We start from the raw sequence: 13374 nt of genomic DNA on the forward strand, positions 1-13374 counted from the left end.
GTAGATGCTCCTGCGCGGATGCGGTCACGTCCAGCCTCCTTGAAATTCCGGTTCTGACTATGTTGGTTCCATGGTAGTGCGTTCGACCGATGTGACAGTCGGCTGTTCCGGCCCTCAATCGGGGTCGGTCGCGCATAGAATAGGCGGGAAGCATCCACAGCCAGCAGGAGGCGCAGGCAGAATATGTCATTCGAACACCCCAACAGCAAGGGTCAGAATATTCGGGATGTCGAGCGGGCCATCATGGCGCGTCCCGCCGAGCACGACAGCCCCAACCTGGACTTGGACAGGATGGGGATGATGCTGGACCTGCTGGGCCACCCGGAGCACAGCTTCCGGGTCATCCACGTCACCGGGACCAACGGCAAGGGGTCCACGGCGCGGATGGCCGAGGCTCTGGTGCGGGCTTACGGTCTGCGCACCGGGCTCTATACATCGCCGCACTTGGAGCGGATCAATGAACGAATCGCCATCGACGGTCAGGAGCTCTCAGATGAGGACTTCGTAGACCTTTACCAGCAGATCGAGGATTTCATCGCCATGGTGGACGACCGCTTTGCCCAGCAGGGTAGGGCTCCCATGAGCTTTTTCGAGGTCCTGACCGCCATGGCCGTCTGGGCCTTCGCCGACGCCCCTGTGGACGTGGCCATCGTCGAGGTGGGGATGGGCGGCCGCTGGGATGCCACCAACGTCCTTGATGGCGATGCCGCCATTATCGGGCCGGTGGACATGGATCATATGCAGTGGCTTGGGGATACGGTCGAGCAGATAGCAGGCGAGAAGGCCGGGATCATCAAGCCCAAGTCCACGGTCATCGTCGGCGCCCAGCCTCATGAGGAGGCCGTCATGCCCATTATCGAGCAGGCCGTGCGCGAGCAGGGCGCCCCTACTCTGCTGAGGGACGGCAACGAGCTGGAGGTGGTATCCCGTATGCCCGCAGTGGGCGGCCAGGTGGCCACGCTGCGTACGCCGCAGGGACTCTACAAGGATGTGCCCATTGACAAGTTCGGTGAGCATCAGGCCCACAACGCGCTGGCAGCCCTGGCTGCGGCTGAGACGGTCGTCCCCGTCAACGGGGCCCTGGACCAGGATCTGGTGGCCGAGGCCTTGAGCCAGGTGCGCATCCCCGGACGGATCGAGCAGGTACGCACCTCGCCCACCATCATCATCGATGGTGGGCACAACTTGAACGCGGCCCAGTCCCTGCGCTCGGCCATCGAGGAGAACTACGACTTCAAGCAGCTGGTGGGTGTGATTTCCATGATGGCTGACAAGCAGGTGGAGGACTATCTGGGCCTGCTGGAGCCCGTGTTGGACAGCGTCGTGGTCACCGAGAACTCCTGGAAGGGCCGAGTCATGCCGGCCGAAGATTTGGAACGAATCGCTGTGCGGGTCTTCGGCCCCGACAGGGTGGTCCGGCGCGACCGGATGCCTGATGCCATCCAGGCGGCTGTCGACATGGTTGACAGCGAGGATCAGACCGGGGTGGGCTATGGCCGCGGTGTACTGATTTGCGGCAGCTTCGTCACCGCCGGCGATGCCCGCACCCTGCTGGCCGAGCGTCCCAATCCCGATCTGGCCAAACCTAAGGCGGAGCGCGCCTGATGTATCTCAAGGAGCTGACCCTCAAGGGCTTCAAGTCCTTCGCCTCGGCCACCACCCTGCGCTTCGAGCCGGGCATCACCGCTGTGGTGGGCCCCAACGGATCAGGCAAATCCAACATCGTCGACGCCCTGGCCTGGGTCATGGGCGAGCAGGGGGCCAAGAGCCTCCGCGGCGGATCCATGGAGGATGTCATCTTCGCCGGCACCTCCTCCAGGCCGCCACTGGGCCGGGCTCAGGTCACCCTAACCATCGATAACACTGATCGGACCTTGGACATCGACTACACCGAGGTGACCATCAGCCGAACCATCTACCGCAATGGCGGGTCCGAATACGCCATCAACGGATCCGACTGCCGCCTACTGGACATCCAGGAACTGCTCAGCGACACCGGGCTGGGCCAGCAGATGCATGTGATTGTCGGCCAGGGGCGGCTGGATGCCATTCTGCGAGCTGATCCGGCAGGTCACCGTGCCTTCATCGAGGAGGCGGCCGGCATCCTCAAACACCGCAAGCGCAAGGAACGGGCCCTGCACAAGCTGGCCAACACCGAAGCCAACCTGTCCCGTCTGGATGACCTGATCGGCGAGATTCATCGGCAGCTGGGGCCGCTTGGCCGCCAGGCCAAGGTCTCCCGCCGGGCCGACATGATCCAGGTCAGCCTGCGGGACGCCCAGGCCCGCATCCATGCCGACGACGCCTTGACCTCGCAAAAAAAGCTGGAGGATCTGCGCTCGCAGATGGCCCGGACCAGGGAACGGCTGGCTCGCGGGCAGGATGATCTGACCAGGGTCAAGCTCCGCATTGAACAGCTGGAGGGGCTGGACCGACGGTCCAGTCCGGCCTTGGAGGCAGTCAACCAGCAATGGAACGACCTGACCAAGCTGGGTGAGCGAGCCGGTTCCTTGGCATCATTGGCCAGGGAGCGCAGCCGTTCATTGGAGGCCAGTATGGTGACCGATCAGGGGCAGGACCCCGGGTTGCTCAGGCGGAGGGCCGACGAGCTCAAGGGCCAGGCCGATCAGACGGAGGGCCAGGTTGGAGCCGACCGGATCGCCCTGGATGGCTGTGTCCAAGCCCGTGCGGATCTGGAGCGGCGGCTGGCCGCTCACCGGCAGACCATGACCGAGCTACGGCAGGCGGCCAGAAAGCGGCAGGCTCGGCTGGGCGACCTGGCGCAGCTGGTGGCCAAGGAGGACTCGGCCCTCGAACTATCCAGACAGCGCGAGCATGATCTGACCCGTCAGCAGGATCAGGCCAGAGAGGGCCTGGAGCGGGCCAGGAACAGGGTGCGGGACCTGGATAACCAGGAGGAAAGTCCCGACCAGGACGGCAGACAAGCCCTGGACCAGGCAGGTAAGGTCAGGGACCAGGCCCGCAGCAGGCTCAACGACCTTCAGGAGCACGAGCGACGAATCCAGTCCGATGCCATATCGGCCCAGGCCAAGGCCGATGCCCTGGCGGACACGCTGGACCATCGCGGCGCTGGCGAGGCCCTGTCCCAGGCGGGGGATACGGCCCTGCTGGGTGTGCTGACCGACTTCGTCCAAGTGGAGGAGGGCTGGGAGGAGCCCCTGGCCCAGGCCTTGCACGACTACGCCTCGGCCTTGGTGGCCAAGGATGGTCAGACGGTCGACCAGACCCTGGAACGAGCCCGCCGAGACCGTCTTGGACGCGCAGCGCTGATCTCAGCATCAGGCCCGCTCAAGGGGGCAGACATGAAGCCCGGAGACGGCCCCTGGAGGTCGGCTGCCGACCTGGTGGCCCTGCGGAAGCATCCTGCCGATCCTGAATGGGCCCAAGGGGTGCTGGCTGCCGTCCGCAGCCTGCTGGCCTCTACAGCTGCCGTCAATGACGCTGATCAGGCCCGCCGCGCCTTGGAAGACGGATGGCAGCAGGCGTTGACCCGCCTGGGCGACCTCTATGACCGGGCAGGTGCTGTAGGCGGATCCGCTCTGGCAACTAGTGACTTGGCGCTGACTGCGCGCAGGGATAAGGCCCTGGCACAGGTAGAGGCCCTCCAGGAGGAATCCCAGGCACTGCAGCCGCAGATGGAAGCGGCCCGTGCCGCCCTTGAGCAGGCTGAGCAGAAGCTGCAGGAGGCGCGCAACAAGTGCACCGAGGCCCGGGTCAAGGCTGAGCAGACAACCCGGGAGCTGGCGGCAGCTCACAAGGAGTCGGATCGAGCCCAGGCCGGGGTCAAGGATCTGGATGACCGGCTGGCTCAGGTGCGCGACCAGGTGCGCACGCACGAACTCAAACTGGAGGACCTCAAGGCAGGCCTGGCCCGTGCCCAGGAGGACAGGGAATCTGATTCTGATGACCCGGAGGGCATGGAAGACCGACAGCATGAATTGGAGACGGCTCTGGACCAGGCCCGCACTGCCGAGATGGAGGCCAAGCTGTCCTGGACCGAGAGCGACCGGCGGCATGCCTCCTTGCTGCGGCAGATCGATCTGCTGCAAGATCAGGCCGATCAGGCTGAACGCCGCCGTCAGCGAATAGGAGAGGAGAACCGTCGTCGCAAGGCCGGCATGGCCTCCCTGGGGCTGATCGCGCTCAGGGCCGACCTGCTGGCCCAGCTGATCAAGGGGAGGATGGAGCGCGCGGCCCGCCGCCGGGATCAGCTCAAGGCCAAGGCTTCGGCCCACGACAAGGAGCTGACCGATCTGCGGGCCGACAGGGACGCTCTGGAACCCAAGGTGGCCGGTCTTCGGCAGGATGAGCACGGTCTGGATCTGGATCGGGAGCGCCTGGCCGGCGAGGACGGCCGCCTACGTCAGCGCATTCAGGATGATCTGGGCATGGAGCCGGGGGAGTTGATCCGCGAATACGGCCCTGACCGTCCGGTTCCCGTCCTGGATGACGAGGGCAATCCGGTGCCTCTGGACCAGGATGCGGCGGAGAAAGAAGGTGATTCACCAGCCTTCAAAACAGTGCCCTACCAACGCGGGGAGCAGGAGAAGCGGCTGGCCAAGGCCAAGCGGGACCTGGCTGCCCTGGGGAAAGTCAACCCGCTGGCCACCGAGGAATACGAGGCTTTGGAGTCCCGTAACCGCTACCTGCACGAGCAGCGTCAGGATGTGATAGGCTCCCGGGATGATCTGATGGCCCTGGTCAAGGATCTGGATTCGACCATGGTCACGGTCTTCAAGGAGGCCTTCGACGACACTGCCAAGGCCTTTGAACGCATCTTCGCCACCCTCTTTCCAGGCGGGCGCGGGCGGTTGCGGCTGGAGGATCCGGATGACCTGCTGACCACAGGCGTTCTGGTCGAGGCCAGCCCGGCCGGCAAGAAGGTCCGTCGGCTCTCTCTGCTCTCGGGCGGGGAGCGGTCGCTGACAGCCTTGGCCCTGCTCCTGGCCATCTTCACAGCCCGGCCAAGCCCCTTCTATGTCATGGACGAGGTCGAGGCCGCCCTGGATGACGTGAACCTGACCAGGTTGCTCAAGGCCTTCGAACAGTTGCGTGAGCATGCCCAGCTGATCATCATCACCCACCAGCAGCGGACCATGGGCATCGCCGATGCCCTCTACGGGGTCACCATGCGGGGGGACGGGGTGACGGCCGTCATCTCCCAGCGGCTGAAGGATCCGAATCGTTCCGGTCGTGAAGAGCCCGAGCCCGATAAAGGGTGACCTGCGCCAAAACTGCCTGGGAGTCCACGATGGGCAGCTGCGGCAAGGGGTAGGCCTCGTTGAGCACCGAGAGCTCGGTGCAGCCCAGCAGAACCGTGTCGCAGTGGTAGTCGTTCAGGAAGGTATCGAGGACGCCCAGATAGCGGTCCCGGTCCAGACGGCCTTCCTTGACGTCGTTGTAGATAAGCGCGCTCACCCGGTTCTGCAGGGCCTGGTCTGGGTCCACCAGCTTGTAGCCAGCGCTGTCGGCCGGGCCCTGGTAGATGGCGGCATGGCGGGACCCCTCGGTGCCCATGTACCCCATGCGAGGATGAGATTTCGCGGGGTAGTGCCGATCAGCCCAGTCGATGGTGGCCTGGGGCATGCTCAAAATGGGCACCGGGGTCAGGGCCTGGAGCCGGGGCAGAATCTGATGGGCGGTGTTGCAGGCCATGACCATGAAGGAGGCGCCCATGGCTGTGGCCTGGCGCACGTCCTCGGCCAGATAGGGGAAGGGATCATCCTTGCTGCGGCCCAGGATGAACTCGGTGCGGTCGGGCACGGTGGCGTGGTTGAAGACCACGTAGTCCAGAAAATCCTGGTCCCGGTGCGCACCGGTCATCCGGTCCAGCACCCGTACGAAGCTCTCGGTGGCCAGCGTGCCCATGCCGCCTAGGACGACGAAGAAGTTCCTCATGCCAGTGTCCTCTTGTCACGGAAGTAGCGCCGGTAACGACGCCGATAGATGGAAAACATGTGTCGAATCAGCAGCCAGCGCTTGAAATTGCGGTCTTTGCTGTACTCCAAGGTGGTGCCCCAATCCCCGCGGCGAATCATGGTCATGGCCTGTCGCTTGTCCTCAGAATCGGTGCAGTATTTGCGGAAGATATCCTTGGGGATCTCCATCCAGAGGCGATGCCCCCGGCCAAAGACGGTGCGTCCGTCGAATGGGGTGTCCAGAACCAGGTCGTCCACAAAGTAGCGGGCCAGGTTGAATCCGTTCAGGGTGACCACGTAGCTGCTGCGGCCTTGGCGCAGATTGATCTCGAAGAGCTTGTAGACGCCGTCGCGCGGGTCGTACTTCATGTCGAAGTTGGCCACCCCGCTGTACTTGATGTCCTCAAGGAAGGCCTTGATACGGTCGAAGATGTCCTGATTGTAGTCGGGGATGATGGCCGCGTAGTTGCCTATGGCCTCAGGCGCGGGATCCTCCAGCAGGGGATGGCCCAGGAACATCATGCGCACCCGGTGGTGGCGGTCCACGTAGGCATTAAGCACCCTCATGTTGTCATCGCCCCCCGGCACGAAGTCCTGGATGACCATCCGCGAGGTGTACCCGGCCTGGTAGGACCTGCGGATCATGGTGTCCAGCTCCTCAGGATTGCTGAAGATGAAGGCCTTCTTCCTGCCGGGGAAGTCGATGCCCAGCCACTCGTCGCTGTCCGCGGGCTTCATGGCCACCGGGTAGTCGAAGGGCAGGTTGCGGTGGCGGCCGGCCTTCACATCATCGGCATCCACTGAAACAGTCTTCGGGTGGGGCAGGTCATAGCGGTCGCAGAGTTCGTAGAAGGAGGATTTGAGCGAGAGGGACCGGTTCAGTTCCTTGTCGATGGCGTTGAAGACGAACCGTGCGCGCAGGGGATCGCCGAACTTGTCCAACAGGTTGGCGTAGGTGTCCCCGCAGGGCAACAGGAGCAGGGTGGCCCCTGGGTGGTCCCGGTGATAAGCGTCGGCCCACTCGTTCAAGGTGGACACGAAGACCTCGGGATTGGTGAAGTCGTGTACCAGATGCAGGTCCAGGATCCTGCTGTACTTGGTGGGGGAGAGCTGGTAGTGGCCGAATGCGGTGGAGACCAAGCCGTAGGCCTCGTGGAAGGCTCGCGCCATACCGTAGGTGTTGATGTCGGTGCCCAGTATGACCGGTTGGAATTCTTTCATGTTTCTGAAACCACCTACCATGTGCTCGTGCGCCCCACCCTGCCGCGGGGCATTCGGCTTTCCATCTTAGGAACCTGTCGGGATCGTCAGACCTTGGCTGCGCCGGTGGCTCCCAGGTCGTAGCTTTTTGTGCCCAGAAGACGTGCCACCACGTGGTCGTCACCCTCGTAGGGCACGTGGCGGCCCTTGCTCTTGAACCAGCGTTCCTCGCCCTTGCCGGTGACCAGAATGATCCGCAGACGATCTCCGGGCAGGCCCGGTTGACCAAGACCCTGTTCGATGGCCTGGGTCCTGTCCAGCACCATGCTGGTCTCCAGATTGGCGTTGGTGACGAAACTCAGCATCTCCTGGGCCACGTGTTCCGAGCTTTCTTCGTTTTCGTCGTCAGAGGTCAGGATGAGCCGATCGACACGGTCCTGGGCTGCCTGGACGATGCCCTTTCGGCGGTCGATCCCCCTGCCGCCTGTCGCTCCGCAGACCAGAGTGATCTGAGGGTCACGCTCGCCATAGCGCTCATCCACAAAGTCCAGAAGGGCCTTCATGGAGGCGTAGTTATGGGCGTAATCGACATAGACGATCCGGTTGTCGGCTTGGAAGCATTCCATTCTGCCGGCGATGCGGACCTTCTCCATGGCCTGGACGGCATCGGCATCGGGTTCCAGCCCCAGCCGGTTCAGCATGGCAAAAGCAGCTATGGCGTTCAAGGCGTTGAAATCACCGGCTATGGACAGGCTGATCGGGATCATGGAACCACTGGAGGGGCCGATCAGATAGTCGTTGCCCTTGCCCGGGGCCTTGCGAGCCACGAAGTCGGCCTCTTGTCTGCCGAAACCGAAGGTGGTCACTGGAATGCCGGCGGTGTTCGCATCCTGGCGGATCAGGTCGGCTCTCTGGATGTCGGCTCCCATGACCAGCTGCCTGCTGTTGTAGGCTATGCGGCGCTTGCAGTAGAGATAGTCCTCGAACGTGGGGTGCTCCATGGGGCTGATGTGGTCGGGGGAGATGTTCAGGAAAGCCCCCAGGTCGAAGGTCAGCCCATAGACACGATGCACCTTGTAGGCCTGGGAGGAGACCTCCATGACCAGGTAGCGCATGCCGTCATCCACCGCCTGGCGCATCATGCGGAAGAGGTCCAGCGACTCGGGCGTGGTCAGCTGGGATTCTGCATAATGGCGGCCGTCCAGGCAGTTGTCAACTGAAGAGAACAGGGCCGCCCTGCCCCCGGAGAGTTCGCTCAGCATGGCGTGCAGGTAGTAGGCGGTGGTGGTTTTGCCCTTGGTGCCGGTGATGCCCACCAGGGTCAACTGGTTCTGAGGGTAGCCGTAGAAAGCGGCCGAGAGCAGGCTCATGGACTTGCGCACGTCATTGACGATGATTCCCGGGGCGTTGGTGTGGGCGGACAGGTCCTGCTGGGCCACATAGGCTGCCGGGCCTTCGGGGCCGCAGGAATCCATGTATTCGGGCAGGAAATGCCCCTTGCAGAAGAGCAGGCTGCCGGGCCCGGCCTGGCGGGTGTCGTAGGTGACGTCGGTGAAGGGCTTGAGCAAATGGTGATCCGCTGGCTGATCCAAGGCCCATCGGTCACCCTGAATCACCTCGCGCAGCTGATCGCGTTTGCGCAGCAGTTCCAGGGCCGAAGCCATAGTCAGCGCCATGCCGTCTTCCTCCTCGTCTGATTGGTTCTTTGAGCCCGACTGCAATCCGGTCGAGGCCAAGTCTAAGTCTATAGTCTCAGCCAGGCAGCGGCAGGTGGGTCCTGCGACCCCTTGACCGAAAATATACATATGCTTCAGGTTCCATACCGGAAGTGACTGGGCCAACCATTCCCCAGTGATGAAAGGTCAGAGCCAGGTGTCTGCGACCGGGCGGCGGCCCTGGGAGATCAGGTGCTGGTTGAACCGTTCCCGCCACTTGGCCTGCGCCTGCCGCTGCCAGTCCATAAGGGAGTCCATGGTGATTCGGGCCACCTGGGGGAAAAGGGCGGTCATGGGTTTGATCAGGTCCACGGCCGCCACCGTATCCGCCATGGCATTGTGGAAGTTCCCATGGGGGATGACGCCGTAGTACTCGCTGGTCAGCCCCAGAGTGCGGCGGCCCGGCCGATGGGAGATCTCCCTGTCCAGGACCAGAGGGTCCACCACCAGCAGATCGCCCTCGCTTATGGGCTTGACCGAACCCGCGCACCAGCGGGCGATGTCCCCGTCCAGCATCTGCACGTCGAAGGGAGCGTTGTAGGCCAGCAGAGGGATGCGTTTGTCCTGGGCGCGGGCAATGAATCCCGCCATCTGCTCGGTGGCCAGCTCAGGCTCCATGCCCTCGGCGGCCAGCTGCTGATCAGTGAACCCGTTGACCCGACTGGCCCCCTTGCTGATATGCCGGTGCGGATTGACTATCCAAGTGGCTACTGCATCCCCTGAGTAGCCCTTGGTTGGGTCGCGCAGAACCAGGCTGGCCGAAACAATGCCATCCTTGCCCGGTCTGGTGCCCGTGGTCTCGGTGTCGAACCCCAGAAGCCAGGAGTCCCCCAGGCGAGTCGACCCCTCTTGCTGCGGGGCGGACTGAAGCGCCTGCTCCATGCTTGGGTACTCGGTGTTTTCCATAAGCGTGATTTCTCCTCAGTCATTATGGTAACCGAGGACCGACCGGGTCGGAACCGCAACGGGCGAGGGGGGATGGCACAATAGGGGGTGTGGCAGATACCAGCGAGCTCGAAAGCAGAAAACGTCAATTCGAGGCCCTGGCCATGCCTGCGGTGGATGTGCTTTACCGACAGGCCATGCGCCTGACCAACAACCCCGACGACGCCCAGGATCTGGTCCAGGACACTTTCGAGCGCGGCTTCAAGGCCTTCGACCGCTTCCAGCCCGGCAGCAACTTCGAAGCCTGGATGACCACCATCGAGCGCAACGCCTACTTCAACCAGTACCACAAGGCCAAGCGGCGCCCCCAGAGGGCCAACGACTCTACCGGCGAGTACAACGACTGGGACATCTATTCGGCCTCGGAGCATGGGTCCGAGGGGCTCAAATCCGCCGAGCAGGAATACATGGAGACCTTCGCCCCTGAGGAGATCATGGCCGCCTTGGACCGGCTCAGTCCGGAACGCCGGCGGGTCTTCATCGACGCCGCCATCGACGGCAAGAGCTACCAGCAGGTGGCCGACGAGGAGGGCATCAAGATCGGCACGGTCATGAGCCGGCTGAACCGGGCGCGCTCGCAGCTGCGTCAGGAGCTGGAGCGGTATGCCCAGGAGCGTGGCTACCAGCAGGGGCGTGGGGCTGCGGGCAAGCCCTCAGCGGAACAACATGGCGCTGGTGCTGCCAGGCCTAGTATAAAAAAAGAGATCAGCAGCAAGGGGCACTGAGGGCCCCCGAAGATCGGATACCAGGAAGCGGGCAGGAGCATGGACGGACGCGTGGAGATGAGTCACTACGCCTACGATGACGGCGGCACCGTCAGGGTGTCCCACGCCAGCCTGCGCATCTACCAGGATGCCTCCTGCGTGGATCCCAGCGACAGCTTCGACCCGGAATCATGCTGCGACGATCGGGAGCGCATGGTCATCGAGGAGTTGCGCCGGTATCTGCGCCCCGAATGCGCACCGGACTGTCTGCTGGATCGGCTCAAGCAGATGTTCGATCAGATGGATGAACTGGAGCAGGGGACACCGGATCGCAATATAGACAAGTAGATCCAGCCGGCTTCTTGGCAGAGCTCGGTTCTGCCGGCCATTCAGGCTATTGCAGAAATCATGGTCATGCGTATGCAGCCATGGTTTTTTACGTATATATGCAAAACCCCGGCACCGTTGGTGCCGGGGCAGACGATCAGGTGTTCGGCCTCTTGCCGTGGTTGGCGGCCTTCTTGCGGCGATCCCTGCGCTTGCGTCCGCGCATGCCCATGATTGGACTCCTTTGCTACTGATGAACCTATAAGCCTTGCCGATTATCGCACACCGGGCTGACCTTTGTCGACCGGCCAGACAGCTCAGACCTCTTGTGCCCGGTATCCCACCTGGGTGGTGTAGACGGCGGCAGGCTGAAGAATCACCAGATTCCGGCCTGTCCGAAAAGCGTTGGCGTAGGCGGTCATGGGCTCCACGGCAACGCCGGCCGGACGCATGCCAGCGTCGAAGCCGGTCCCGGTGCATACCTGCCATGAGGTGATGGTCTCATCGCCCCAGAGCTGAATGCGGATGCTGTCCGGCCGGGTGAACCAAGCCGAGCAGGTGCCGTCATCGTCCCGCTCCACATCGGTCCAGGCATCGTCGAAGTCCGCATCCTCGCCCAGCACAGAACCCTGGCGCAGATCGGTTCGTCCCTGGACGGGTTCGGTGCCGGTGGGCAGCAGCCTGTCCGGATCGACCACCACGTGAGTGCGGCAGGGGATGGACAGGTTGCAGGGGGCGTTGTCCTTCTGGACCTGGTCCCCGACGCCCCGCTTGCCATTGGCCAGCCAGGGGTGGATGCCGAAGGCCCAGGGAGCAGCCTCGTCGCCTAGGTTCAGGGCCCGGGTGGTCATGGTCAGCCCCTGGTCGTCCAAGGCGTAGGTGACGCTGACCACCACGTCGAAGGGGTATCCGGCCATGTCGGGCACCCGCCAGGAGAGGCTGACGGAGTCCTCGGACAGAACCTGCAGGTGCCAGTAGGCCCGGTAGCCGTATCCGTGAATAGCGGTGTTCCGGTCATGCTCGTCAATGGGCAAGGTGTAGGTGTGGCCTTGGAATTCGTAGGTGCCGTCCTCAATCCGGTTAGGGAAGGGGACCAGCACGTTCCCGTTGCTGCAGGGTACGGTTCCATCCGAGTCAAAGGAGGCCAGCAGGTCCTTTCCCCGGTATTTCAGAACCCGCAGTATGGCACCCAGCTCCGTCACCACCGCTTCGTAGTCCCCGTGACGGATGCTGTACTGCTGTCCTGTCCGGGGCAGAGCCCCGCCCATCATTTCGTTCGTATGCATGCTCCCACTTCCATAGTGCCGTTGATGCTTGGTACGCCACCATCCTAGCGCCTCAGTGGTCTTGGCTTCTTGGTGAAAGAGTTGCGTATGGACTACCGGGGGCTGTCCAGGCTTTCTACCATGGACCTGCAGCGTCCGGAACCGTCCGGATTGACATCGATAAGGAGCGGCAGTGGCAGGATTTCGGACCACCGTGTGCGGACAGCCGACCCTGCAGGGGCATGGGCGGGTCATCCTTGCTGATCCGCGCGGATTCTGCGCGGGGGTGGACCGAGCCATCCAGACTGTGCAGACCATCCTGGATGCAGACAACCCCCGCCAGGATCAGGGTTTGCCTCCGGTATACGTGCGCCGGCAGATAGTCCATAATCGGCATGTGGTTGAAGACCTGTCACGGCGGGGGGCCGTGTTTGTGGATGAGCTGGACCAGATTCCCGACCAGGCCGTTCGTGCCGGAGTGCCCGTGGTCTTCTCGGCCCATGGAATCGCCCCCTCGGTCGTCAAGGAGGCCCGGCGGCGGGGGATGCGCGTGGTCGATGCCTCATGCCCTCTGGTCAGCAAGGTCCACCGGGAGGTCCAGCGCTTCGTTCGCGACGGCTACTCGATCATCTACATAGGCCACCGTGGGCACGACGAGGCTGTGGGAGTCATGGGGGAGGCCCCGGACCGGGTTCACCTGGTCGAGCATGAGGCTGATATTAAGGCCTTGGATTTTGGGCCCGACACCCCGCTGGTCATGCTGACCCAGACCACCCTGAGCCTTGATGAGACCGCCGACCTGGCTGCAGCCCTGCGTCGACGCTTCCCCTGGATGGAGGAGCCGCCGGGTTCCGACATCTGCTATGCCACTCAGAACAGGCAGCAGGCTGTCAAGCTGGTGGCCGGTCAGGCGGACTGCATGGTTGTGGTGGGCTCGGCCAATTCCTCCAATTCGGTGCGTCTGGTCGAGGTGGCCCGTCAGGCTCTGGAGACGCGGTTTCCTGGTCAAGGCGGGCAGAGGGCCCACCGGGTCGACGATGCCGGCGAACTGGACCCGACTTGGCTGCAGGACATGGATTCGGTCGGGCTCACTTCGGGTGCTTCGGTTCCCGAAGACCTGGTTCAGGGGGTGCTGGAGACTCTGGCTTCCCGAGGGTTTTCCCAGGTGACCCGAGCCCGGGCGGTCGACGAGCATATGCGCTTCGTCCTGCCTGCCGCCTTGCGCCCCGCCCGGGCAACCAGGACAGTTCCACAGCCGCAGGGCCAGGACCAGCGCTAA

The 13374-nt window shown here is 63.4% G+C and carries 11 protein-coding genes; 5 read left to right on the top strand and 6 right to left on the bottom strand.

The features are described 5' to 3' along the window. Positions 1-183 precede the first annotated feature (183 nt). Together GYM67_RS03190 and smc are read left to right on the top strand one after the other, a co-directional pair. Entirely contained in the window at positions 184-1605 is a 1422-nt protein-coding gene (locus GYM67_RS03190; protein WP_220237093.1) for a bifunctional folylpolyglutamate synthase/dihydrofolate synthase, read from the top strand. After that, positions 1605-5243, top strand: a complete 3639-nt coding sequence (gene smc, locus GYM67_RS03195) for a chromosome segregation protein SMC (RefSeq protein WP_220237094.1) — start codon at positions 1605-1607, stop codon at positions 5241-5243. Before GYM67_RS03190 ends, smc begins: the two co-directional genes overlap by 1 nt. Here smc and GYM67_RS03200 read toward each other — a convergent pair. From GYM67_RS03200 to GYM67_RS03215, 4 genes are all read right to left on the bottom strand, one after another. Next, positions 5176-5919 (bottom strand): aspartate/glutamate racemase family protein, encoded by a 744-nt coding sequence (locus GYM67_RS03200; RefSeq protein ID WP_220237095.1) that lies wholly within the window; start codon positions 5917-5919, stop codon positions 5176-5178. The genes smc and GYM67_RS03200 overlap by 68 nt on opposite strands. Next, positions 5916-7160, bottom strand: coding sequence for a carboxylate--amine ligase (locus GYM67_RS03205; protein ID WP_220237096.1), 1245 nt, complete (start codon positions 7158-7160; stop codon positions 5916-5918). The genes GYM67_RS03200 and GYM67_RS03205 overlap by 4 nt, the downstream gene beginning before the upstream one ends. An 86-nt stretch (positions 7161-7246) precedes the next feature. Further along, the gene (locus GYM67_RS03210) at positions 7247-8815 is read right to left on the bottom strand and encodes a Mur ligase family protein (protein WP_220237097.1); all 1569 of its coding nucleotides are present in this window, start codon (positions 8813-8815) and stop codon (positions 7247-7249) included. 186 nt (positions 8816-9001) lie between these two features. After that, on the bottom strand, positions 9002-9760 hold the full coding sequence (locus tag GYM67_RS03215; protein WP_220237098.1) for an exonuclease domain-containing protein: 759 nt from the start codon (positions 9758-9760) through the stop codon (positions 9002-9004). Positions 9761-9903: 143 nt separating this feature from the next. On the opposite strand from GYM67_RS03215, the gene GYM67_RS03220 reads away from it, so the two are divergent. Both GYM67_RS03220 and GYM67_RS03225 read left to right on the top strand, forming a co-directional pair. Beyond that, entirely contained in the window at positions 9904-10524 is a 621-nt protein-coding gene (locus GYM67_RS03220) for a sigma-70 family RNA polymerase sigma factor (protein ID WP_220237384.1), read from the top strand. 39 nt (positions 10525-10563) lie between these two features. Beyond that, complete coding sequence (locus GYM67_RS03225) at positions 10564-10851, top strand: hypothetical protein (protein WP_220237099.1); 288 nt, start codon at positions 10564-10566, stop codon at positions 10849-10851. Positions 10852-10987: 136 nt separating this feature from the next. Here GYM67_RS03225 and GYM67_RS09370 read toward each other — a convergent pair whose 3' ends face one another. Next, a complete protein-coding gene (locus tag GYM67_RS09370) occupies positions 10988-11062 on the bottom strand; it encodes a 50S ribosomal protein bL37 (protein WP_099327425.1) in 75 nt (24 codons plus the stop codon). Between the two features lie 85 nt (positions 11063-11147). Next, positions 11148-12116, bottom strand: a complete 969-nt coding sequence (locus tag GYM67_RS03230) for an aldose 1-epimerase family protein (RefSeq protein ID WP_220237100.1) — start codon at positions 12114-12116, stop codon at positions 11148-11150. A 172-nt stretch (positions 12117-12288) separates the two neighbouring features. Here GYM67_RS03230 and GYM67_RS03235 point away from each other — a divergent pair, with 172 nt between their 5' ends. Then, entirely contained in the window at positions 12289-13374 is a 1086-nt protein-coding gene (locus tag GYM67_RS03235) for a 4-hydroxy-3-methylbut-2-enyl diphosphate reductase (RefSeq protein WP_220237101.1), read from the top strand.

Origin of the sequence: Bifidobacterium asteroides (assembly GCF_019469425.1) — a bacterium.
Classification (GTDB): domain Bacteria; phylum Actinomycetota; class Actinomycetes; order Actinomycetales; family Bifidobacteriaceae; genus Bombiscardovia; species Bombiscardovia asteroides_I.

Coding starts and splice junctions, on each gene's coding strand:
- smc (WP_220237094.1), top strand. CDS start 1,605: ATGTATCTCAAGGAGCTGACCCTCAAGGGCTTCAAGTCCTTCGCCTCG.
- GYM67_RS03190 (WP_220237093.1), top strand. CDS start 184: ATGTCATTCGAACACCCCAACAGCAAGGGTCAGAATATTCGGGATGTC.
- GYM67_RS03220 (WP_220237384.1), top strand. CDS start 9,904: ATGCCTGCGGTGGATGTGCTTTACCGACAGGCCATGCGCCTGACCAAC.
- GYM67_RS03205 (WP_220237096.1), bottom strand. CDS start 7,160: ATGAAAGAATTCCAACCGGTCATACTGGGCACCGACATCAACACCTAC.
- GYM67_RS03230 (WP_220237100.1), bottom strand. CDS start 12,116: ATGCATACGAACGAAATGATGGGCGGGGCTCTGCCCCGGACAGGACAG.
- GYM67_RS03225 (WP_220237099.1), top strand. CDS start 10,564: ATGGACGGACGCGTGGAGATGAGTCACTACGCCTACGATGACGGCGGC.
- GYM67_RS03200 (WP_220237095.1), bottom strand. CDS start 5,919: ATGAGGAACTTCTTCGTCGTCCTAGGCGGCATGGGCACGCTGGCCACC.
- GYM67_RS03215 (WP_220237098.1), bottom strand. CDS start 9,760: ATGGAAAACACCGAGTACCCAAGCATGGAGCAGGCGCTTCAGTCCGCC.
- GYM67_RS03210 (WP_220237097.1), bottom strand. CDS start 8,815: ATGGCGCTGACTATGGCTTCGGCCCTGGAACTGCTGCGCAAACGCGAT.